16 protein-coding genes, 1 tRNA gene and 1 pseudogene are annotated in these 21,771 nt (G+C 52.9%); 9 read left to right on the forward strand and 9 right to left on the reverse strand.

The features are described 5' to 3' along the window. Window positions 1-8: 8 nt before the first annotated feature. On the reverse strand, window positions 9-1,550 hold the full coding sequence (gene ftcD, locus ACWIZX_RS09200; RefSeq protein WP_322793185.1) for a glutamate formimidoyltransferase: 1,542 nt from the start codon (window positions 1,548-1,550) through the stop codon (window positions 9-11). 72 nt (window positions 1,551-1,622) lie between these two features. Here ftcD and ACWIZX_RS09205 point away from each other — a divergent pair, with 72 nt between their 5' ends. The 7 genes from ACWIZX_RS09205 (at window position 1,623) to ACWIZX_RS09235 (ending at window position 10,474) form a co-directional block, all read left to right on the forward strand. Continuing rightward, the gene (locus tag ACWIZX_RS09205) at window positions 1,623-2,294 is read left to right on the forward strand and encodes an SOS response-associated peptidase (protein ID WP_322793184.1); all 672 of its coding nucleotides are present in this window, start codon (window positions 1,623-1,625) and stop codon (window positions 2,292-2,294) included. Window positions 2,295-2,373: 79 nt separating this feature from the next. Next, a tRNA-Glu gene (locus tag ACWIZX_RS09210) sits at window positions 2,374-2,446 on the forward strand. Window positions 2,447-2,698: 252 nt separating this feature from the next. Continuing rightward, entirely contained in the window at window positions 2,699-3,310 is a 612-nt protein-coding gene (locus ACWIZX_RS09215; protein ID WP_448335549.1) for a hypothetical protein, read from the forward strand. 84 nt (window positions 3,311-3,394) lie between these two features. Then, the gene (gene pth / locus ACWIZX_RS09220; protein ID WP_416181062.1) at window positions 3,395-3,982 is read left to right on the forward strand and encodes an aminoacyl-tRNA hydrolase; all 588 of its coding nucleotides are present in this window, start codon (window positions 3,395-3,397) and stop codon (window positions 3,980-3,982) included. Further along, on the forward strand, window positions 3,979-7,404 hold the full coding sequence (mfd, locus tag ACWIZX_RS09225; protein ID WP_448335550.1) for a transcription-repair coupling factor: 3,426 nt from the start codon (window positions 3,979-3,981) through the stop codon (window positions 7,402-7,404). Before pth ends, mfd begins: the two co-directional genes overlap by 4 nt. A 76-nt stretch (window positions 7,405-7,480) precedes the next feature. Next, window positions 7,481-9,529 carry an excinuclease ABC subunit UvrB gene (uvrB, locus tag ACWIZX_RS09230; RefSeq protein ID WP_322794140.1) on the forward strand — a complete coding sequence of 683 codons (2,049 nt, stop codon included), beginning with the start codon at window positions 7,481-7,483 and terminating at the stop codon, window positions 9,527-9,529. 93 nt (window positions 9,530-9,622) lie between these two features. Then, complete coding sequence (locus ACWIZX_RS09235) at window positions 9,623-10,474, forward strand: YwiC-like family protein (protein ID WP_448335551.1); 852 nt, start codon at window positions 9,623-9,625, stop codon at window positions 10,472-10,474. 9 nt (window positions 10,475-10,483) lie between these two features. Here ACWIZX_RS09235 and ACWIZX_RS09240 read toward each other — a convergent pair whose 3' ends face one another. Continuing rightward, window positions 10,484-12,649 carry a diguanylate cyclase gene (locus ACWIZX_RS09240; protein WP_448335552.1) on the reverse strand — a complete coding sequence of 722 codons (2,166 nt, stop codon included), beginning with the start codon at window positions 12,647-12,649 and terminating at the stop codon, window positions 10,484-10,486. Window positions 12,650-12,792: 143 nt separating this feature from the next. On the opposite strand from ACWIZX_RS09240, the pseudogene ACWIZX_RS09245 reads away from it, so the two are divergent. Next, window positions 12,793-13,998, forward strand: a pseudogene (locus ACWIZX_RS09245) (CAP domain-containing protein). Window positions 13,999-14,013: 15 nt separating this feature from the next. Here the strand turns inward: ACWIZX_RS09245 and eda are convergent. Genes eda through ACWIZX_RS09280 form a run of 7 tightly spaced genes read right to left on the reverse strand, consistent with a single transcriptional unit; the run spans window position 14,014 to window position 20,427 of the window. Next, window positions 14,014-14,667 (reverse strand): bifunctional 4-hydroxy-2-oxoglutarate aldolase/2-dehydro-3-deoxy-phosphogluconate aldolase, encoded by a 654-nt coding sequence (eda, locus tag ACWIZX_RS09250; protein ID WP_448335553.1) that lies wholly within the window; start codon window positions 14,665-14,667, stop codon window positions 14,014-14,016. Further along, window positions 14,664-15,587: a phosphotriesterase family protein gene (locus tag ACWIZX_RS09255; RefSeq protein WP_448335554.1), complete on the reverse strand. Its 924-nt coding sequence runs from the start codon at window positions 15,585-15,587 to the stop codon at window positions 14,664-14,666. Before ACWIZX_RS09255 ends, eda begins: the two co-directional genes overlap by 4 nt. Window positions 15,588-15,601: 14 nt before the next feature. Then, complete coding sequence (locus ACWIZX_RS09260; RefSeq protein WP_448335555.1) at window positions 15,602-16,894, reverse strand: FAD-dependent oxidoreductase; 1,293 nt, start codon at window positions 16,892-16,894, stop codon at window positions 15,602-15,604. A gap of 23 nt (window positions 16,895-16,917) precedes the next feature. After that, on the reverse strand, window positions 16,918-17,688 hold the full coding sequence (locus tag ACWIZX_RS09265) for an SDR family NAD(P)-dependent oxidoreductase (protein ID WP_322794100.1): 771 nt from the start codon (window positions 17,686-17,688) through the stop codon (window positions 16,918-16,920). Window positions 17,689-17,690: 2 nt separating this feature from the next. Further along, window positions 17,691-18,470, reverse strand: coding sequence for a sugar isomerase domain-containing protein (locus tag ACWIZX_RS09270; protein ID WP_448335556.1), 780 nt, complete (start codon window positions 18,468-18,470; stop codon window positions 17,691-17,693). Window positions 18,471-18,485: 15 nt separating this feature from the next. After that, complete coding sequence (locus ACWIZX_RS09275) at window positions 18,486-19,226, reverse strand: GntR family transcriptional regulator (protein WP_322794098.1); 741 nt, start codon at window positions 19,224-19,226, stop codon at window positions 18,486-18,488. A 19-nt stretch (window positions 19,227-19,245) separates the two neighbouring features. Then, window positions 19,246-20,427 carry a uroporphyrinogen decarboxylase family protein gene (locus ACWIZX_RS09280; RefSeq protein WP_448335557.1) on the reverse strand — a complete coding sequence of 394 codons (1,182 nt, stop codon included), beginning with the start codon at window positions 20,425-20,427 and terminating at the stop codon, window positions 19,246-19,248. 158 nt (window positions 20,428-20,585) lie between these two features. Between ACWIZX_RS09280 and ACWIZX_RS09285 the strand changes: the two genes are divergently transcribed. Beyond that, the coding region (locus ACWIZX_RS09285) for a Gfo/Idh/MocA family protein (RefSeq protein WP_448335558.1) at window positions 20,586-21,771 on the forward strand (1,186 nt) is incomplete at its 3' end.

Here is a 21,771-nt window from a genome sequence, read left to right on the forward strand (position 1 = left end):
GTTTGAATTTATTTCAACCCGCCACGTTCCCCCAAAACCTGTTGGACGGAGGAGTTGATCTGGTCGGATTGGGATTCGATTTCTTTCAATTGATCTATTAGCGCTTGTGTTTCACTAACCCCGCTGAGATTAATCAGGTTGATGCGTACATTATAGGCGGCACAGGTCAGGGCCGCCCGCGCCAATGTAGCCGCAGAGGCGGCATCGCTGATAGCGTTGAGATTACCGGTTTCGGTCAATTCGGCGGCCAGTTTTTGAACCATCAGACAGTTGCGGGCGGTGATTAGAGGTACCCGCGAGGCATTCAACGTGGCCTGTTCAATGGCTTGCTGGCGCTGCTGTTCCTGCTCAGGAGTGTCTTTGGGCAGTTTGAATGCCTGCATCACCGATTCAAATGCCTGTGAGTCCTCTTCCACATTGCGCAGCAACACCTTACGCAGTGTTTCAGCCTCTTCCAGGATTGCCCACATGCGTTCTTTGACGGCTTCGTATTTCTTTTTACCCAAAGTCAAACGGGCAACCATCGCAACCAGTGCCGCAGCAACAGCTCCGGTGTGTGCCGCAGCAGATCCGCCGCCGGGTGTGGGAGTGGCAGCAGCCAGCGCGTCCAAAAAGGAAGTTTCCGGCGGGGCAGAAGCGGGCGGCTGTCCACGCATCAACTCCATCAGCCGCTGTTCCAGTATCTGTTCGGGAGAAAATTGATCGAGCTGCAGGTACCACACGGCGGCATCGTTGAGGGCTTCCTGGGGGATCAACCCTACCAGTTCAGAATGATGCACGGTTACACCGTAGCGCTCGGCTTCACGACGGATCATCTCCATCACACGCGCGATTGGCGTAGCGCGATAGTTGGTGAGGTTCATCGAAACCTGAGCGCGACCTTCGACCAGTACACCCATGGCTTTGACGTAACGCAATCCCCCTGAAGAATAGCGAATGGCTTTGGCAATTTTTTGGGCGATCGCCGTATCATTGGTATTCAGATAGACATTGAAGGCGATTAACGGCTGACGCGCACCAATCACGGTTGCACCGGCAGTACCCAGTACGCTGGGGCCAAAGTCGGGCTGGCGTTCCGGATTGATGCCAATTTCCAGCTTTAGTCCTTCGTACTGCCCACGGCGGATATTTTCCAGATTTTGGCGTTCGGGCCGTGTAGCCGCCTCTTCATATAGGTATACCGGAATGCCCAATTCCTCTCCAACCCGCTTGCCCAAACGGCGCGCCATTTCCACACATTCCTGCATGGTGATTTCGCTGATGGGTACAAACGGAACAACATCGGTTGCGCCGATTCGCGGATGAGCACCTTCGTGTTCGTTCATGTTGATTCGCTGAGCGGCGCGGGCAATTGCCTGAAAGGCGGCTTCCTCCACTGCGGCAGGCGGGCCGAGGAAGGTAATCACGGTTCGGTTGTGATCCAGGTCAGAATGGCGGTCCAGAATGTGGATTTCGGGGATGGATTGAATCGTCTGGATGATCTCCTCGACAACCTCCGGGCGTCGGGCTTCGGAAAAGTTGGGGATACATTCGACCAGCGGGGTGGGCATATTGACCTCGTAGGGTTGGGATAGGTCAATTATAATCGTTTGTGGCGGGTTCAACGCCGGAAAGGAGTAAAAATGTGTGGTCGGTTTTCGCTTGCACTTGACCCCGAGGAGTTGCGTGAAGTATTCGGTTTGGTTGAAACCCCCACCCTGTGGATTCCACGTTATAACATTGCACCCACCCAGCCTGTGGCAGTTATCACCGATGCTGCCCGGCCAAAACTGGATTATATGCGCTGGGGACTGGTACCCTCGTGGGCAAAGGACATCTCCATCGGGCAGAAGTTGATTAATGCCCGTGCGGAAACGATTCGGGAAAAACCCTCGTTTCGTTCCGCTTTCAGCCGGCGGCGGTGCTTAATCCCGGCGGATGGTTTTTTTGAATGGAAGAAACCAGAAGGTGGGAAAAAACTACCCGCCGAACCTTATTATTTTCGTCTGCGCGACGGCAAACCCTTTGCTTTTGCAGGTTTATGGGAGATCTGGCACTCACCAGAGGGTGATGAGTTGAAGACCTGTACCATCTTAACCACCGATGCGAACGAACTGGTCGGGACGGTGCATCAACGGATGCCCATTCTGTTTGAGGTGGATGAGGCATGGACGTGGCTGCAACCGCTGGCAGCTGATACGCTGCTGGCGTTATTGAAACCGTTTCCTGCTGAAAAAATGGAAGCCTATCCGGTCAGCCGGCTGGTCAATGATCCAAAGCAAGATGATCCGCAGTGCGTCCAGCCAATTGGCTGATTTGTGCCACAAAAACAGCAAATTAAATCCATTTTTCCTTGACCGGGTAGGGGGGTAGTGGTAAAATCAGCCCGTTCATGCCCCCATCGTCTAGGGGACCAGGACGCAGCCCTTTCAAGGCTAAAACGGGGGTTCGAATCCCCCTGGGGGCACAGGACAGACCTGCCGCAAGGCGGGTCTTATTTTATAGGGGCTGGGCAGCCCTTTCATGCCATCGAGGCAGGATCAGGCTAAAACGGGGGTTCGACGGCAGCCTTCGCAGAGGGTTAGCCCTCGTAGAGGGATGCCCCTGGGGGCAAAGGACAGACCTGCCGCAAGGCGGATTGTTGTTTTCTTGTGAAAATTGTTTGACCGCATAAGGTCATTTTCGTCATTTCAAGCACTTCGTGATAAACTTAAAGGCTATGCAACGCTGGATAATTGGACTGATCCTATTGTTTCTATTCCTGCCTGGCATAGCTTTGGCTCAGGCAGATGAAATAACGATTATATCCCCCTCAGACCGGCAGGTCTTGCAAGGGGTGATTGAAGTTCAGGCACGCGTTTCAACGGATGATGTGCTCTCGTATGAGTTGTTGTTCGGATACAGCGGCGAAACGAATGAACGAAATCTATTTCTGCTTGCACAGGGAAACGCTTTTCCAAAGGAAGAGCCCCTCTATCGTTGGGACACCACACTCATCCCGGACGGGGATTATCGCCTTGTTTTACGCGTGTATTTTTCAAATGGTGAGAAACGGGAAGCTGTTATTGACGGAGTAAAGGTGCGAAATTATTCGCCGGTGGAATCACCCACAGCAAGCGACCTCATCCTTTCAACTGAGCCGGTTTTGGAAACACCTGCCAATACCCCCCTGCCAGTTTCATTTACGCCAACTCCGCCAAGACCAAACCCGGGCAGTATTCAACCGACTCAATGGACGGGAAGTGTCGTGCGCGGGATAGCAGTCAGTCTCCTGCTGTTTATAGGGTTTGGAATGGTTCTATCGCTTCGCAAGCGCAAAAAACGACGCTGAAGAAAATTCCAGGAGGGAAAATTGGATCCACTAGGTTCGCGGATTCGACGCGTATTTTCACGAAAGAGCACCCCTGAAACGGAGGTGACTGCTCCACCTTTCCTGCTGGTCGGTTTGGGGAACCCTGGCAGGGAATATCGCGAAACCCGTCACAATGTAGGGTTCATGGTGATTGACCGCTTTGCCCGGGAGGCTGGAATCAGCCTGAGCCGGGTGCAGCAAAAAGCGATTGTGGGACTGGGAAATGTGGGGGATCAAAAAGTGCTGCTGGCAAAGCCCCAAACTTTCATGAATCTCTCGGGCGAGTCGGTGGCTGCGCTGGTACGTTTTTATAAAATCCCGCTTGACCAGTTAATCGTCGTGCATGATGATCTGGATTTACCTTTCGGCACCCTGAGAATTCGCCCGGACGGCGGATCGGCAGGACAGAAGGGGATGCAGTCCATTATCTCCCGGCTGGGTACCCAGCAGTTTCCACGAATGCGTTTTGGGATTGGACGCCCGCCAGGCAGCAAACAAGGTGCAAGTTATGTACTGCATGGGTTTTCGCCGGAGGAAAAGAAAGAACTGGATTATTTACTCTCCCGCGCAGCGGATGCGTTGAAAACTTTTGTGGCCGAAGGGCTGGAAGCAGCCATGAATCGGTTTAACGGTAATCAATTGGAAAAATGAACGTTTTGGAAGCCATTCGATCCCTCAAAGCCTATCAATATCTGTTGGAAGGGCTGCGCAATGGACAAACTTTACCGGGTTTGGGGCTGATGCGTGCAGCACGCCTGCCTTTGCTGGCAGCCATTCGGCAAGATTTAAATGTGCCCATTCTTTGGATAACAGACCGCACCGACCGGGCGCTTTCCATGCTGGATGAGCTTTCCTTCTGGATGGACAGAAACGCCATCCAGATTTATCCGGAGCCCAATCCCCTTTTCTACGAGCAGGCGGCATGGGGGACAGTCACCCGTCGAGACCGGTTAAACAGTCTGACCTCACTGGCGGTGTATCATTTCCTCGGTTCACCGCGCCCGTCGCAACCACCGCTGGTGATTGCACCGCTGCGGGCAGTGATGACGCGCACCTTGCCACGCCGTGATTTTCTTAAAGCCAGCAAGGTAATTAAACTCAATCAGCAAATTTCACCGGAAATGTTGCAAAGGCAATGGATGGATATTGGCTATCAGCCGGTGGATACGGTGGTAGAGACAGGGCAGTTCGCACAGCGCGGCGGTATTCTGGATATCTGGGTGCCAGCAGAAGAATTGCCGGTGCGCATGGAATTCTTTGGAAATGAGCTGGATACCTTGCGCCGATTTGATCCGGCTACCCAGCGAACCGTTGAAAAAATTGATCGGTTATTCATCACACCAGCCCGCGAGGTTCTGGCAGGTTATGCCGGCAATCTCGAACTTGCGGATGGGCAAACAGTGGACGAGTTTTACCTTCCGCTGGTTCATTCTTCTCCAGCCAGTATTCTGGATTATTTACCGACCCAATCACTGGTCATTGTGGACGATTTACTTTTTTTGCAATCGGTGGCCAATGAGATCGAAGAACAGGCAGTAAAATTGCGCCGCGAGAGTATTCAAGAGGGCGTGTTGCCGGAAAATTTCCCGATTCCCTATCTTACTTGGGGGGAGATTCTGGATGAATTGAACTCGCTGCGCTGGCTGGATATGGGGCAAAGCAATGGGGAAGAACCAACTACGCTGGCGGAGTGTTTTCAACCCGGCCCACGCTACGGCGGCCGATTAAAGCCTTTTTTTGAATATCTGCAAGAACTTTGTCGTCAAAATCAACCGGCGGTGATTGTTTCACGGCAGGTTTCCCGTCTCAAAGCCCTGTGGCGTGAGCAGGGGTGTGAACCCGACCAACCCCAATTCCTGGAGGGTTCCCTGAGCGAAGGGTGGCAGCTGATCCTTTCACCGGAAAAGCGTTTTTACCTGTTGACCGACAGTGAAATTTTTGGCTGGGAGCGCCCACAACCCCGCACACGTGCCAGACCGGTTGCTGAGGCGCCGGAAGCCTCGTATGCTGATTTCAAACCCGGTTCCTGGGTTGTGCATGTGGACTATGGCATTGGCAGGTTTATTGGGCTGGTGCAGCGGGTTCTTGACGGGGTGGAACGTGAGTTTCTGTGTGTGGAATATGCAGACGGCGACCAATTGTTTGTGCCGGTGCATCAAGCTGACCGGCTCAACCGGTATATTGGCCCAAGCGGTGAAGCGCCCAGTCCCACCCGGTTGGGAAGCAGCGAGTGGCAGAATACCCGTCAGCGCGTGCGCGAGGCAGTACTGGAGGTGGCTCAGGATTTGCTTGACCTTTATTCGCGCCGGCAGGTGGCGCAGGGTTTTGCTTTCAGTCCCGATACGCCATGGCAACAGGATTTGGAAGCCTCGTTCCCATATGTGGAAACCGAAGATCAACTGAAAGCCATCACCGAAGTCAAGCGCGATATGGAACGTCCACGCCCAATGGATCGCTTATTGTGCGGAGATGTTGGTTACGGGAAAACTGAGGTGGCGTTACGGGCGGCCTTCAAAGCGGTGATGGATGGTAAACAGGTCGCCATGCTTGTGCCGACTACGGTTCTGGCTCAGCAGCATTATGAGACCTTTCGCCAGCGTCTGGCGGCCTTTCCGGTAGAAGTGGAGATGCTTTCCCGGTTTCGTTCTCCTCGTGAACAGGATGAGATCATCTTGCGCACGGCGATGGGCGAGGTGGATATTTTAATTGGTACCCACCGGCTGCTCCAACCGGATGTTACCTTCAAAGACCTTGGCCTGCTGATTATTGATGAGGAACAGCGTTTTGGGGTGACTCACAAGGAGCACTTTAAAAAGATGCGCACCGAAGTGGATGTGCTGACCCTCACAGCGACGCCGATCCCGCGAACCCTGTATATGGCGCTGACCGGCGTGCGCGATATTTCGGTCATCAATACCCCGCCGGCTGAACGACTGCCAATCATCACTCACATTGGGCCGTATTCACCGCGGCTGGTACGTCAGGCAATTTTGCGGGAGCTGGAACGCGGCGGCCAGGTGTTTTTTGTCCACAACCGTGTGCAGACCATCCGGGCAATGGAACGCCATTTGCAGAAACTGGTGCCGGAAGCCCGTATTGGAATCGCGCATGGGCAGATGAATGAAGGCGAGCTGGCGCAGGTCATGCATGATTTTACCCGCGGCAAAATTGATGTGCTGCTGTGTACCTCGATCATCGAATCGGGGCTGGACATCCCCAACGCCAATACCCTGATTGTGGATCGCGGTGATGCCTTTGGATTGGCGCAGTTGTATCAGCTGCGCGGGCGGGTTGGACGTGGAGCTCAACGGGCATATGCGTACTTCTTCCGCCACCGACGTAAACCGCCTACCCCGGAAGGTCAGGAACGATTGGAAGTGATTGCCGAAAATACACAGCTTGGGGCAGGTTATTCAATAGCCATGCGGGATCTGGAGATGCGCGGGGCGGGTGAGCTGCTGGGTACCCGCCAGCATGGTTATATTGCCAGTGTAGGTTTTCATCTGTACACGCGGTTGCTGGCACAGGCAGTACGTCAATTGAAGCAGGTGAGCGGTTTGGAAAAGACCGAACTGCCGGTGGACGACATGCGCGAATTGAGTATGGCTGTGGCGGTGGAATTACCCCTGGCAAGCGGTATCCCGTCGGCGTACGTGCCCGATCAGCAGGTGCGCTTGAACCTTTACCGCCGTATTGCGGATGTCAACGACTTGGCGGAACTGGATGCGCTGGCAGTTGAATTTGAAGATCGCTTTGGCACGTTGCCGGAAATGGTGCGGAATTTGTTTTATCAGATGAAAGTCAAACTCATGGCGCAAGAAGCCGGTTTGGTCTCGGTGGCGGCGGAAAATGATCAAATTGTCTTTCGCTTTCCGCCTTTACCGGAAAATGTGGAAGCCCGCAATCTTCCGCCGATTGGCTCATCGGTGCGCGCTGGTAAAAATGCTTATCGGATGCCTTTTTCCAGAGATGACCCGCACTGGCAGGCGGCTGTGCTGGATACGATTGCAGCCATTCAAGTTGTGATTCGTGAGGTAAAAGGTGAATCGAACGGCGTAAAAGAAGGAATTTAGAAATTGTGTTCTTTTATTGGAAGTGTGTTACAATCGCTTGAGCCGTTTTGTTTGAGGGAATAGAGAGGATTGTGCCATGGAATTCAAGCTGCAGGCACCCTACATACCTACCGGTGATCAGCCGGAAGCCATCCGGCTGCTGGTAGAAGGAGTGCGCAAAGGATGTCGGCATCAGGTATTGCTGGGGGCAACCGGCACCGGCAAGACCTTTTCAATGGCGAATGTGATTCAAGAATTACAAATGCCAGCGCTGGTGATGGCGCACAACAAGACGCTTGCGGCTCAGCTGTATGCTGAGTTTAAGGAGTTCTTCCCCGAAAATGCAGTGGAGTACTTCGTCAGTTATTACGATTATTACCAGCCAGAGGCGTATGTTCCTCAGCACGATTTGTATATTGAAAAAGAAACCGAAATCAACGAAGAAATTGAGCGTTTGCGCCTGGCAGCAACCACTGCTTTGATGACCCGCCGGGATGTGATCATTGTGGCATCGGTATCCTGTATTTATGGGTTGGGCAGTCCGGAAGAATTTGGGAAGGGTCAAATTCAACTGGAAGTGGGCAAAATTTACCGGCGGAATGCGCTGCTGCGTCAACTGGTGGAGATTCAATATCAACGAAATGATCTGGAATTGCGCGGCGGCACTTTCCGGGTAAGGGGGGATACGCTGGAAGTGTTTCCGGCCTATGAAGACCGCAAGGTGATCCGCGTGGCTTTCTTTGGAGATGAGGTAGAGCGGATTCAAGTGGTCAATTCCCTGACCGGCGAATTGCTTTCGCAGCCGGATTCGATTGTCATCTTCCCTGCCAAACATTACATCACCGGTGAAGACCGGCTGAAGGTCGCCATTCACAATATTGAAGCCGAATTGGAAGAACGGCTGGCTTACTTCCGGCGTAATAATAAGTTTTTGGAGGCGCAGCGCTTGGAACAGCGCACGCGCTATGACCTTGAAATGCTGCGCGAGGCAGGTTATTGCTCGGGCATTGAAAATTACTCCCGCCATCTGGACCAACGTCCGCCGGGATCTCCACCCTGGACGTTGATTGATTATTTGCCGAGCGAGTACCTGTTGATCATTGATGAATCGCACATGACCATACCGCAGATTCGCGGGATGTATAACGGAGACCGTTCGCGGAAGGAAACCCTGGTGGAGTTTGGTTTTCGTCTTCCCTCAGCGCTGGATAACCGTCCGCTCAAATTTGATGAGTTTGAAGAACATATGGGGTACACCATTTATACCTCGGCAACACCCGGTCCGTATGAAATGACACGCGCCGAGCAGGTGGTCGAGCAGATTATCCGCCCAACCGGATTGGTTGACCCGGAAGTGGAAGTGCGCCCGACGCGCGGTCAGGTGGATGACCTGCTTAAAGAAATCCGCCAGCGGGTTGAAAATGGTGAACGGGTGCTGGTGACCACATTAACCAAACGTATGGCAGAGGATCTTTCGGATTATCTGATGGAAATGGGCATCAAGGTCCATTACTTGCATTCTGAGGTCGAAACGTTGGAACGAGTTGGTATTTTGCGGGACCTGCGGCGCGGTGTTTTTGATGTGGTGGTCGGAATTAACTTGCTGCGTGAAGGGTTGGACCTGCCGGAAGTTTCGCTTGTCGCGATCCTTGATGCGGACAAAGAAGGGTTTTTGCGCTCTTCTACGGCATTAATTCAGACGATTGGGCGGGCAGCCCGGCATGTCAATGGAAGAGTAATCATGTACGCTGACAGGATTACGGACTCGATGAAAACCGCCATTGATGAAACCAATCGCCGCCGGGCCAAGCAGATGGCTTACAACCAACAGCATGGCATTGAACCGGTTGGTATTGTCAAAGCCATACACGATCTGACCGAGCGGATTTCAACAACGGCGGGTGTGGCAGAGGGTCGCGCGGATTACAAGGCGGGCGAAAAAGGCGGCTTTTTACCGATGCCCGCCAATGAATTGAAGCGGTTAATCAACGAGATGGAAAAGCAAATGAAACAGGCTGCCAGGGATCTGGAGTTTGAAAAGGCCGCTGCACTGCGCGATCAAATTTATGAACTGCGTGCGCTGCTGGCGGAAGAAAGCAACCTGCCTCCATGGAAAAAAGCCCGCCTGCTGGCCGGTGAAGATTAGAGTTGATTTAATTTTTGCTCCGGCGCAACCTACGCAAAACGCGGGTCAGGTATACTGCGGTTGGATTGAATCTTGAATGGTTAAGGAGACTGGATGGCAATCCAATCAACCTCAAGCCTGAAGCGCATTTTTTTTCAAAGACATATTGCCGTACCGATAGAACATGGTTCGTGGGTTTTTTTGCTCGGACCGATTTTGGTCGGGCTGGTCGTCTCAGAGGGGCTTACAAGCAATCAAGGATGGGTCATTCTTGCAGCACTGGCGGGTTTTTTCTTCCGCCAGCCACTCACCATATTGGTCAAGGTAATGAGCGGCAGACGGCCGTCCAAAGAGCGATTGCCGGCTTTATTCTGGATGGGAGTGTACGGATTAATCGGTCTGATTGCCATACTCGGTATGCTCAGCCGGGGGCTGGGTTTTCTGGTGGTGCTGGCCTTGCCGGCTTTGCCGGTATTGTTCTGGCATTTATGGCTGGTCAGCCGCCGAGAAGAACGTCGTAAACCAATTGTAGAGATTGCCGGCAGCGGCGTGCTGGGACTGGCAGCCCCGGCGGTATATTGGGCTGGAATCGGGCATCTGAATTTGAATGGCTGGCTGCTTTGGCTTTTGTTGTGGCTGCAAGCCATCGGTTCAATTTTGTATGCCTACTTGCGCCTCTCCCAGCGTGAATGGCAGAGCGTTCCTCCCCTCCAGACACGGCTATCTGCTGCCCGGCTGCCTTTGGCGGTTTGCGGTGGAAGCATTGCCGGGGTGGGGTTGCTTGCGCTGTCGGGTTGGTTTTCACCTCTGGTGACGGCTGCTTACCTGATCCAGTTTGCCGAATCTGTTTGGGGGGCATTGAAACCGGCAATTGGCGTTAAACCGGTGCTAATTGGAATGCGCCAGTTGATGATCAGCAGCTTGTTCATGATCAGCTTTGCCCTTTTATGGAGGGCGGCAGGGTAAGCGACCGTATTACGATGCCTGAGAGTACTCGGGCAGATCACCGTATAGCAATGTCCGATTACGCCCTGACTTTTTAACGTGGTAAAGGGCATGGTCTGCATGGCGCAGCAGGGTGGTCAGGTCATAGCCGGAAGTGGTGTTGGTGGAAACCCCCATGCTTACGGTGATGAAAACGACCTCATTGCCAATTTGAATCGGTTCGAGTGTGATTGACTGGCGCAGTCTTTCGAGGATGCCCTTGAGGCTTGATTCGGAGATTCCAGACAACAGGAGCACAAATTCGTCACCACCGTAGCGTCCCAAGACGTCTGCACCCCGCAGACGGTTCGCCATGCGTCGCGCAATAGTGCTTAAAATGAGATCGCCCGTTGAATGACCGTACGAATCATTGAAATCCTTGAAATTATCCAGATCGAAGACAATCAGGGCTACCGGCAGTCCACTGCGCCGGTTTTGTTCGATCACTTCACTGCATTTTTGAAACAGGCCGCGCCGGTTGTAAACATTGGTCAAGGGGTCGGTGACCGATAAACTTTGCACTTCCTCGTACAACCGTGCGTTTTGAACGGCAACGGCTGCCTGATCGGCAAAAGCTTGCAGGCGGAAGACAACCTCCTCGTTGAAAAATCCGGGTATGGAGCTGTCCAGATTCAAGAATCCGATCACCTGACCCCGGCTGAGTAAGGGCATTCCGGCATAGGATTTAATCCATCCCATGGTTGAATTACCGCGCCAGAGGGAAGATTTGCCGGTATCGGGGATGACCAGCGGTAGTCCGCTTTCAAACATCTTTTGCAGCGTCGGAAATTCACCGATTGGAAAACGCAAGCCTTCCAGAAATTGATTGGCCGGGTCGGTCAAATAACCTTGATGAAAAAGCACTTCAACCCATTCCCCATCCAACAGCATGATGTTGGCCGATTCATGAGCGACCACCTTGCCGACGTTCATTAAAATTCGTTCCAACACCTCGCGAAAATTGAGGGTGCTGTTCAGCGCGCTGGCAGTATCACGCAATGCGTCCGAAAGGGCGCGTAACTGACGTTCGGTTTCCTCTGCCCATTTGCGTTCGGTTATATCGAAGGCAATGACCAGAAAACCCAAAATTTGTTCATTCTCACGAATCGGTGTAACGGTACAGTAGGCGGTGAATGGTGCGCCATTTTTGCGTTTGAGTGTGAGTTCACCGTTCCATACATCTCCCCGCTGTACCACACTGCGGATTTGATCAATCTCTGAAATCGCTTCCGCAGGGATTAACGTTTCTAAAATGGGTTTTCCCAGGATGGATTGGATTGGATGTCCAAACAGTTGTTCGCAGAATTGATTGGCAAAAAGGATATTCCCATTCTGGTCAATGGCAAGGGTTGCCTGACCAATAATATCCAGCAGATCCGCCTGAAAGCGGATTTGTTTTTCTCGTTCTTTTTGAGCGGTGATGTCGCGGAAACTGGCAATGGCGCCGGAAAAGCCTTGCTTTTCGTCGGTGAGGGGGAAGGCAGTAACCGATAACCAGCGTATACTGCCGTCCGAAAGGATTAGTCCCTGTTCAAAGTCTCTAACCATTTCCTTTCGATTGAGGGCAATAAGTAATGGAATCTGATCGGACGATAATGGGGCTAAAATGGTATCTACCTGACTCCATTGGCAGTCATTACAGGTTTGATAAAGCAATTGGTCTTGATGGTCATGGAACATTTCCTGTGCGGCACGGTTGGAAAAGACGACCTCGCCTTGATGGTTGACCATCACAATCCCTTCCGACAAAGTTTGTAATATCGTATCCATTCTTTCTTGTGCCTTTTGTAATGCCTGCTGCGCTTTGATTTGGGCTGTAATGACTTGAAAATAAACCGATATGCCCTTCGATTGAGGGTAGACTCTGACCTGATACCAGTTTTCATAAGGCGGTTGATCAAAGTAAGTTTCAAAGCTCAGAAATTGTTTTTGTTTGAGAGCATAGCGGTACTTTTCCTCAAAGATCGAGCCTTTGGCTTCCGGGAAGACCTCAAATAAGGGCTTGCCCAGTACCTCTTCGCGTTTTCGATGAAGCATCTGTTCGGCGGCTTTGTTGAAATAAGTTACAATCAGGCGGTCGTCCAGGGCAAAAAACGCGTCACTGATGCTTTCAAGGATTTCTTGCGGATTATATTGGAATTCTGCCGGCAGGGACATCCTGCATCCCTCCAAATTCGATTAAAACAGTCATTATATGGATAGTTTATGTGAAATGTAAATGAATTGCAAGGATTTGATGAGTAATTTTCGGTTAAGATTAAGGATGGATGCGTAAAATTTCGATGAAATATCTTTACAAAATGTTTAACCCGCTTTGCCTGTTACTGGTTGCGGTACTGGCTGTAGCCGGATTCTGGTCAACACGGGCGGTGCTTGCGGATGATGATGTTACTCCTCTGGGTGAGGCAGTATCTCTTGAAGAGGGGGAGGCGGAAATCCAGTTCACCGGCTGCGATGTGCGTTATTTTGAAACGGTTAACGACCGTTTTGAACATCATGTGGTCGAACTGGTCAACGAGGAGCGTAACAAACAGAATTTGCCGCCACTGAAACGCAACCGCGATTTGGACTACGCGGCGCGCTACCATGCCCGCGATATGGCGGAGGATGGTTATTTTAATCACGATTCCTATGATGGCGGCGTGATCGTGTGTGGATGGAGTACACGGGTTGGAAAATTCTATACCGGTTGGAACAGTTTAGCCGAAAATATTGCCGCCGGTTATGCCACACCGGACGATGTGGTGTGAGGCTGGATGAATTCGTCAGGGCACCGCGCAAACATTCTCAGCAGCAGTAACCGCGAAATTGGGGTGGGTTACTGGCCGGGTGGTTCATACGGTAAGTATTGGGTTCAGGACTTTGGAAGGCGAAGCACGGTTTATCCCATCGTGATCAATCTGGAATATGCCCAAACCACCTCGCCGGATGTGCAGTTGTACATTTACGGTCAAGGCGTCTGGTCGGAAATGCGCTTGCGCAATGACGAGGGCGCCTGGGGGCCATGGCAGCCGTTTCAGGAGCGCCTTAACTGGCGATTGAACTGGGTCAGGGGCATCCGCACGGTGACGGTTGAATTGCGCAATGGGTCGCAAACCAGTCAGAGTTCAGATACCATCGAATTGACCACCGGTGAATCGCAACTGGATGTACAGCCGGCCGGGTTGACTTTCTTCTACGAAACAGGTTCGGGGAGGGTGATACCGCCTTCGGCTGCGTTCTCTATTTTGAATACCGGCAGTGACGCAGCATTAAATTGGACGGTAGAAAATATCACCGGAGATTGGTTCTCTCTATCGCCCTCGGCGGGAAGTACGCCGGGCAGCCTTGTGATCAGCCCTGTTCATGATCCGGGCTTGTTTGTACAAAATGAGATCTTGAGCGGCGGCTTGACCATCCGCAGCAGCGGTAGTAATCCTGTGGCAGGTTCACCGAAGCAGGTAGTGGTGCAGCTGCTGGTGGTTGAACAGGTGCGGCAGGTTTATCTGCCAATGGTGAAACGATAAACCCGAAGGATCAACTCAGGTCAAGGCGGGTCTTGCAAGAGAGTGCACCACCTGCAAGGCGGAGTTGACCTGGGCTTTAATTCGTTCAAATTGCCCTTCGGAAATCCATTGCCGTTTTGCCAGCCATGAGCCGCCTACGGCTAAAACCCGCTCGTGGGTAAGGTATGCTGCCAGATTTTCGGTTTGAATGCCGCCGGTGGGGATGAAGCGGACGGCAGGAAATGGATCGGAAATGGCTTTGATGGCAGTCAACCCGCCCATGGTTTCGGCGGGGAAAAATTTGAACACTTCGATGCCCAGCCGCAGCCCTTGCAGGATTTCGTTTGGTGTGACGGCGCCGGGCAGAAACGGAATTTCCTCGGCGAGCGCCCATTCAACAGCGTCATGAGGTAAGCCCGGCGAAACCAGAAAATCTGCTCCGGCGCTGACTGCCTGTTTGGCCTGTTCCAACGTCAGGATGGTGCCTGCCCCCAGGATAAGGTTGGGGTAAGCCTCACGAACGTGCTGGATTGCAGACAGGGCAGCCGGCGTGCGCAGGGTAATTTCTAAAAGCGGTAAACCCGCTTCTACCAACGTGCGGGCAAGGGCTTCGACCAGTTCGATACGCTCAATTTCGACCACCGGGATGATGGCGTGGCGGTAAATTTCTTTGAAAATCGGTTTAATCATGGTTCAAAGTCCAGAAAGCGGGCGGGGTTTTCAACCAGCAGGGTATGGATAGAGGCGTCATCAATGCCCAAACCTTTCAAACGGGGAATAAAATCGAGCAGCAAATGCCCAAGCCCTAACGACTGCGGATTGTGAACTTTCCAGGACGATTTCCTTGCTCGATCCCCCGAGAGCAGGATTTGGTTCAAATGCCCCGCGGCGATCAAATCGCGGATCATTAAAGCGCGCTGCTCATCCTGCCAGTATTGTTCCTTCCCGATCTGATCAAAGCCAAGCAAGACACCACGTTTTGCCAGTTGAAAATAAACCTCACTGGGCAGATTGCGGTCGAGGTGACCAATCAGCAATTTCTCAGGTGTCACGCCTGCGCTCAAAAGCATTTCAGCCTGTTCCAGCGCAAATGTACCCGCTTCGGTATGGGTACTGACCGGCGCGCCGGTTTTTTGGTGAGCAAGGCCGGCAGCCTGAATGACACGTTTCTCTACCTCTGTGGCTTGATGCAGGCTGGTTGCAGCCTTGATTACACCCGCGCGGATGCCGATGTCGCCGATCCCGATGGTGATTTCTCGAATCATCCGTTCTGCGATTTGACCAATTGATTGATTTTCCAGCGACGCAGCCGAAAATTTATTTTTGTGGTGTCCGGTGGCAGCGATGATGTGGACATCGGTAGCCCGTGAGATCTGGCTGAGTTCAAGGGGGGAGCGGCCGATTTCGGCGGTGGTCATTTCAACCACAGCGCTGCCCCCAAGAGACTTGAAATAACGCAACTCGGCAACTGCCGCCGGTATTGAATCCAGCCCAAGGTCGGCATCTTCCAGAGCCATTGCATCGGGGGGATGCCAGAGAACATGCTCATGGCAGGCGGTGATCCCTAATTCATGTGCCGCAATTGAACCCAAAACCGTTTGAACCGCCACGCAAACCTCCTTTCCTAGTCCAGAATTGCACCTAAACGGCGCAATGTTGATTGCAATTCAGGGATGGCCACCGCGCGCGGATGCGTGTTGTGCTGCAGGGCAATCACGGCGGCTGCTCCGGCTGCCTGCCCCATCGCCATACACTGACCCATACTGCGTACCGAGGCGTGTGCATCGTGATCGGCTGAGAGGCAACGCCCCGCTACCAGCAGTCCTTCGGCTTTTTGAGGCAGTAAACAACGATAAGGAATGTGATAGGTTTCCCCTTCTGGTAGATACTCCCAGCGGGTATCCTGCCCGGCGTGGTGCTCTTCAATGGGCGCACCACATTGGGCAATGGCATCGCTAAACTTTCTGGCGGAAAGGACATCATCGCGCGACAGCCTGTATTCTCCAAATATCCTGCGGCTTTCACGCACACCGATTTGAACGCTGAGTCCACCCAGGGCTGCCTTTTCATAACCGGGTATTCGCTCGATGAGAAAACGGGAGTACTCCATTGCCTGCCGACGGCCCTCAATTTCGGCCTGGGTGAGTTGCTGGATATCCAGCGGATCAACATCCCGGACGCGAGTCATGTTAGTCGCCATCACGCCCGGCAGGGGAGTAAGATGGACACTGCCTTCTTTGCGCGGCAGGTCGTAGCCCCATTCAGCGGCCTGCTGCATTTTGGCGTGCAATTCTGCTTTCTTTACATTTTTTGCTTTCTCAACATCCACATTGATCAGTTTGAAGGTGGTGGTGAGAGATTGAATCGGGACGTCTCGGCTGCTTTCGAACGGCACACCCATACGGGCAGCCACATCGGCATCCCCGCTGGCATCAATGACTACATGAGCTGTCAACCGAAACAAACCGGCTTTGCTGGCAATCACCACACCCTGGATGGTATCCCCCTCACGGATAACGTCAACCACCAGTGCATGGTAAAGCAAGCGGACACCGGACTGCAAGGCCAGCTGCTCCCATATTACTTTTAAAGTTTCCGGGTCATAGGTAATGCCCTGTCCGGCGCCGTAGGTGTTGGGGCGGTAAATGGCTGCTTTGTGTTTGAGCAATTCCTCAACCACCCAATCCGGTACGCCGCCAACCACCTTGCGCGGATTTGCGCCGGGAGTGAAGAAGCCATAAAAGGTGTCCAGCACCTGCGTACTGATGCCGCCCATGAACCCATAACGTTCAACCAGCGTAACCGATGCGCCAAGACGGGCGGCCGTGATGGCGGCGGTTGCACCCGCCGAACCCGACCCGACCACCAAAATCTCGGCGGGAGGCAGATCTTGCAGGGTAGTGGAATACACGATCATGGTTGTTTTCTCCACGGGCAGTTTTATCGTACCGTCCAGCCGCCGTCCACGGTCAGTACGGCTCCGGTAACAAACCGGGCAGCATCCGAAGCGAGGTACACTGCTGCCCCGGCGACATCTTCGGGTTGGCCGAAATCAGCGGTTAATGGCTGCAAATCGGCCAAGCGCGAGCGAATGGATGGGCTGTACTGGGCGCGCCGGCTCATGGGTGTGGCAATCAAGCCGGGGCAGATCACATTGGCGCGGATACCCTGCGGGGCATAATAAGCAGCGATTGAACGGGTCAGGCTAATTGCGGCCCCTTTACTGGTGGCGTAGGCGTGAGTGGCAAAATCCTCGTCGCCTCCGACCAACCCCAGTACAGATGAGATGACCACGATGGCACCGCTTTGCTGGGGAAGCATTGCCTGAACGGCAAACTTGCAACAGTAGAACAGGCTGTTTAGGTTCAAGTCCAGCGTCTTGTGCCAGCCTTCCAGCGTGCAAGCGTCAACCGGCCCATCCCCCCAGCGCCGGCCCGAACCGCCCGCCACATTCACCAGGATGTCAAACCGGTGAAACTGGCTGAGTACCTGTAAGGTTGCCTCTTCCACCCGGGATGGATTGGTGACATCCACCTGCACACTTGTGGTGTTGGAAGGAAAGGCGCAGGAAGCGCAGGTTTCCTGTGCGGCTGATAGGTTGATGTCCCAACCAATGACCTGAGCGCCTTCTTTGGAAAATGCCCGGGCAATGGCTGCGCCAATGCCGCTGCCTGCACCGGTGATGACAGCAACTTTATCTTTCAACTGCATGATTAACACCCATATACTTTGCGCACCCGGGCGCGGTAGTCATCATAACAGGCGTCAAAACGCTTTTTTGATTCTTCCCGGCCGAGAAAGTAGCTGCTGGTCAGGACAATCGGCGGCTTGCCCATCGCGGTCAGTTTTTCGGCAATGCGGCACTTGAGCGCGTTGGTGATTGCTGCGGCGCCAATGGTGGATCCAGGGCCAACCGGGTCTTCCAATCCCTCAACACGCACCATGGCGTCACCGGCGGGGGTGCAGTTATCAATAACGATGTCGGCGATGTCGGTCAATTTTTTACCGCTGGAATGTAATGCCGGGCTGGCCTGACAATGATCCACCGAAACGACGGCGATCACCGGCATGTTCAATCGTTTGGCTTCCAAAGCCACATCAATGATTACTTCATTCACGCCGCTGTTCGAGAAAATTAGAAAACAGTCCGGTGGAGAAAAGACAAAGTTGCGCAAAATAATCTGACCCAGCCCTTCAACATGTTCTAAAAACATGGCCTGTCGCTGCCCGTTAGAGCCGACCACCAGGTTGTGAAAGGTAAGCGACAATTCGACAATCGGGTGGAAGCCGGGAAAACTGCCATGACGGGGGAACATTTCTTCCACAAATATGCGCGAATGACCGCTGCCAAACATGTGCACCAGTCCATCACCGGCAATGGTTTGTGCACATTGCTCTGCAGCAAGTTCAATATTTTTCATCTGAGTCTGTTGAATGCGGGTCAGGATGCTCTGAGCTTGATTCAGGTATTCAAATGCGGCGTTGGGTTGCATTTCATTCCTCGTTGATTAACGAATCTGGGTAATGCTGTATTCGTAACGGTCAGCGCGGTAGTAGCTGGTGGAATACTCAATCAAATCGCCTTCCTCAACGTAAGTTGCCGTGCCGACATACAGTAAGGGGGCGCACTCTTCGACCTCCAGGATATCGGCACGATACCCATCGGCGGCTACAGCACGAACCACAATATCCATGCGCTTGATCATCAGCGCATAGCGGTTGGTGAGTACTTCAAAGAGGGATTGATTGGTAAAGTCTACGTTTTCAATTCCCGGGCAGCGTTCGGTCAGGATAATGGAGACCTGATGACAGATCAGTTCGTTATCCCCAAAGCGCAGCCGCTCCAGAATGACACAGGGAGCGCCTTTGACTTTTTCAAGTACCGGAACGTTTTCCATCGTAACGGTGGAGGGTTCACAGCGCAGCACTTTGGAAGATGGTACTCGCCCCATCTCGCGCATTTGCTGGCTGAAACTACGGTCGAGGAAAAATTGAATGCTGGGAATATCACGGACGAAGGTGCCCCGGCCGGGGTAACGCTCGACCAGATTTTCGTCCACCAGTCGCCCAATAGCCTGACGAACGGTCTGCCTTCCAACGTTATAAGCCTGACAGATTTCCAGTTCCGGGGGTAACATGCTACCCGGTTTGAGCACCCCGCGCTGAATCATGCGGCGCAGGTCGAGATAAATCTGATAATACAACGGGATGGGGTTGTGTGGGTCAACGGTTGAGTAAGGTAGGCTCATGGCATCCTTTCAAATTTCTTTATCCATTTGGTGTTTGACTTGTTGTAGAAAGCGAGATGGGATATTTTCCCAGGAGGTGAGCGGCCTCAAACAGTGTCACCACATTCTCAGGCGGGACGTCTGCCTGTAGATGGTTGGCTGGCGCCAGAATGTACCCGCCGCCTTCCGCCAGCTGACTCAGGCGCATTTTTACTTCCTTGATCACATCCTCGCGGCTGCCAAGCATGGCATGGCTGATATCAATGCCCCCCAGAAAACTGATCTGTTCTCCAAACTGGCGTTTGATTTGGGGGAGATCACTAGCCGGCAACGGTTCAAGCGGATGAAGGACATCCACGCCCAGCTCGATAAAGTCGGGAATTAAGCGGCTGATGGCTCCATCGCTGTGCAGCATAATTTTGATCTCCGGTTTGTGCTCACGGATGGTCTTGATCATTCGTTCCAGGCAAGGTTTGATGAAACGGCGGAACATGTTCGGCGAGAGAATTAGACCGGTATTGCCGGCGTAGTCGTCGCCGGGCAGTTCAATCATATCGAACCATTTGCCGCCCGCCCGCATGGCAGCATCCAGTAGCCCTTCCAGCATGGCGGTGATACGGTCTAGCAGTGCCTGGGCGAATTCGGGATGCTCAATCAAGTCAGTGAGAAAATTCTCGGTACCGCGCAAGTCGCAGGCGGTTTGAAAAGGGCCATGTGAGGCTACCATGCGCATGACGACAAAATAAGGGGTGCTGGTTTGTAATTCTTCAGCTCGTTGAGCAACCCCATGCATCCAGGAAGGATCGTGTGGATTAGGCCAGTGTACCAGCCGCTCGATATCCTCCAATTCGGTGGTTTCGCGTAAAAGACCGCTGCCGGCATAGTAATACGGTAGAGCTCGTTTCCAGATTTGACCGAATGAATCGTAAAAGGTATTCTCGTCTTCACCGGGAATCACCGGGCTGTTTGGCAATTGGGCCGGCCAGCAGTAGCGCAAATCCGTACCCAGCCGGCTTAAGAGACGGTCATCCATGTAGGAAATGTTGTGTCCTTTACGGAAGGGTGCAACCGGTTGACCAAGTTGTAAATGATTCAGCAGGCGAAAATAAAGATCATCCACCAGACCATAGGGGCCGCCCCCCAGAGCGGTGGGAACCCGGTCGGGTGCTTCGTGGCGAAGGGCAGAATAAACGCGCTGGCGGGGGAGCATTGGAACAGGCACAGGTAAACCTCTAAAAGCGATTGTTCAAATGTGCGTACAATAAACCAATTTTAGCCGATTTTGGGCAAAAAAGCAAGTTGACACGCACAATGGAATCATCTATAATTAGAATGTTCGTACATTTGGATATTTCAAATTCCCCTCTGGAGTAAACTGAAATGAGTCACAAAATTGCCATGCTGGGTACCGGCTTGATCGGGCGTTTTTACACGATGAGTCTGTTGAAATATCGTGGCCAGGAGTCGGTTGTGATTGCTTATTCGCGGCGGGCGGAACAGGCCGAAAAATTCGCGGCAGAGTTTGGTATCCCGCGCTGGACTACCGACATGGCGCAAGCGATTCGCGATCCGGAAGTGGATACGGTCGTGATCGGTTTACCAAATTACCTGCATAAACAAGCGGCATTGCTGGCGGCTGAAGCCGGTAAGGCGGTATTGTGTACCAAACCTTTGGCAACCCATGCGGATGAGGCGCTGGAAATGCTGGAAGCGGTCGAAAAGGCAGGTGTCTTCCACGGTTATCTTGAGGATCTGGTATACACCCCCAAGACACTTAAAGCGCTGGAATCGGCCCGCAAAGGTGCGCTGGGCAAAGTTCTGTGGGCGCGTTCGCGCGAGACGCACGGCGGACCTCATAGTGATTGGTTCTGGACCAAAGAACAATCCGGCGGCGGAGCCATCGTGGATATGGGCTGTCACTGCATTGAAATTGCGCGCAATTTTATTGGCAAAGAGAACCGTCCGATTGAGGTGACCTGTTGGGCAGATACACAGGTTCACCCCATTGATGCCGAAGATCATGCGGTTGGCCTGGTGCGTTATGACAATGGGGCAATCGGGCAGTTTGAGGTTTCGTGGACTTTTCGAGGCGGGATGGATTTGCGCGATGAAATTGCGGGGACGGAAGGGACGGTCTGGCTGAATCACTGGCTGCGCACCGGTTTCGAAATGTTCACGGCGGTGGGGCAGGGTGGCTATGTGGCCGAAAAAGCAGAAGGCGATACCGGCTGGTTGTTCCCAGTGGGTGATGAAATCGGCTCGCTGGGGTATGTGGAGATGTTTCTGGATATGTTCAATGCCATGGATGAAGGCAGGCAGCCAATGGAAACCTTTTACGACGGTTATGTAGTCAATGCGATTATCGATGCCTGCTACAAGTCGGCCCAGTCCAAAAAATGGGAACCGGTGGAATTGAAGGTTTGGCGCGGCGGCCAGGGCAAAGATCGCGGTGCTGCTTTGAAGGACTACGATGAGGAGCATTATCTGATCAAGGAAGAGCGCATGCCTAACGGCAACCTCAAGATCATCCTGAAGGACAAGAAGACGGGTGCAATCAGCCAGATCA

Source organism: Bellilinea sp. (genome assembly GCF_053501535.1).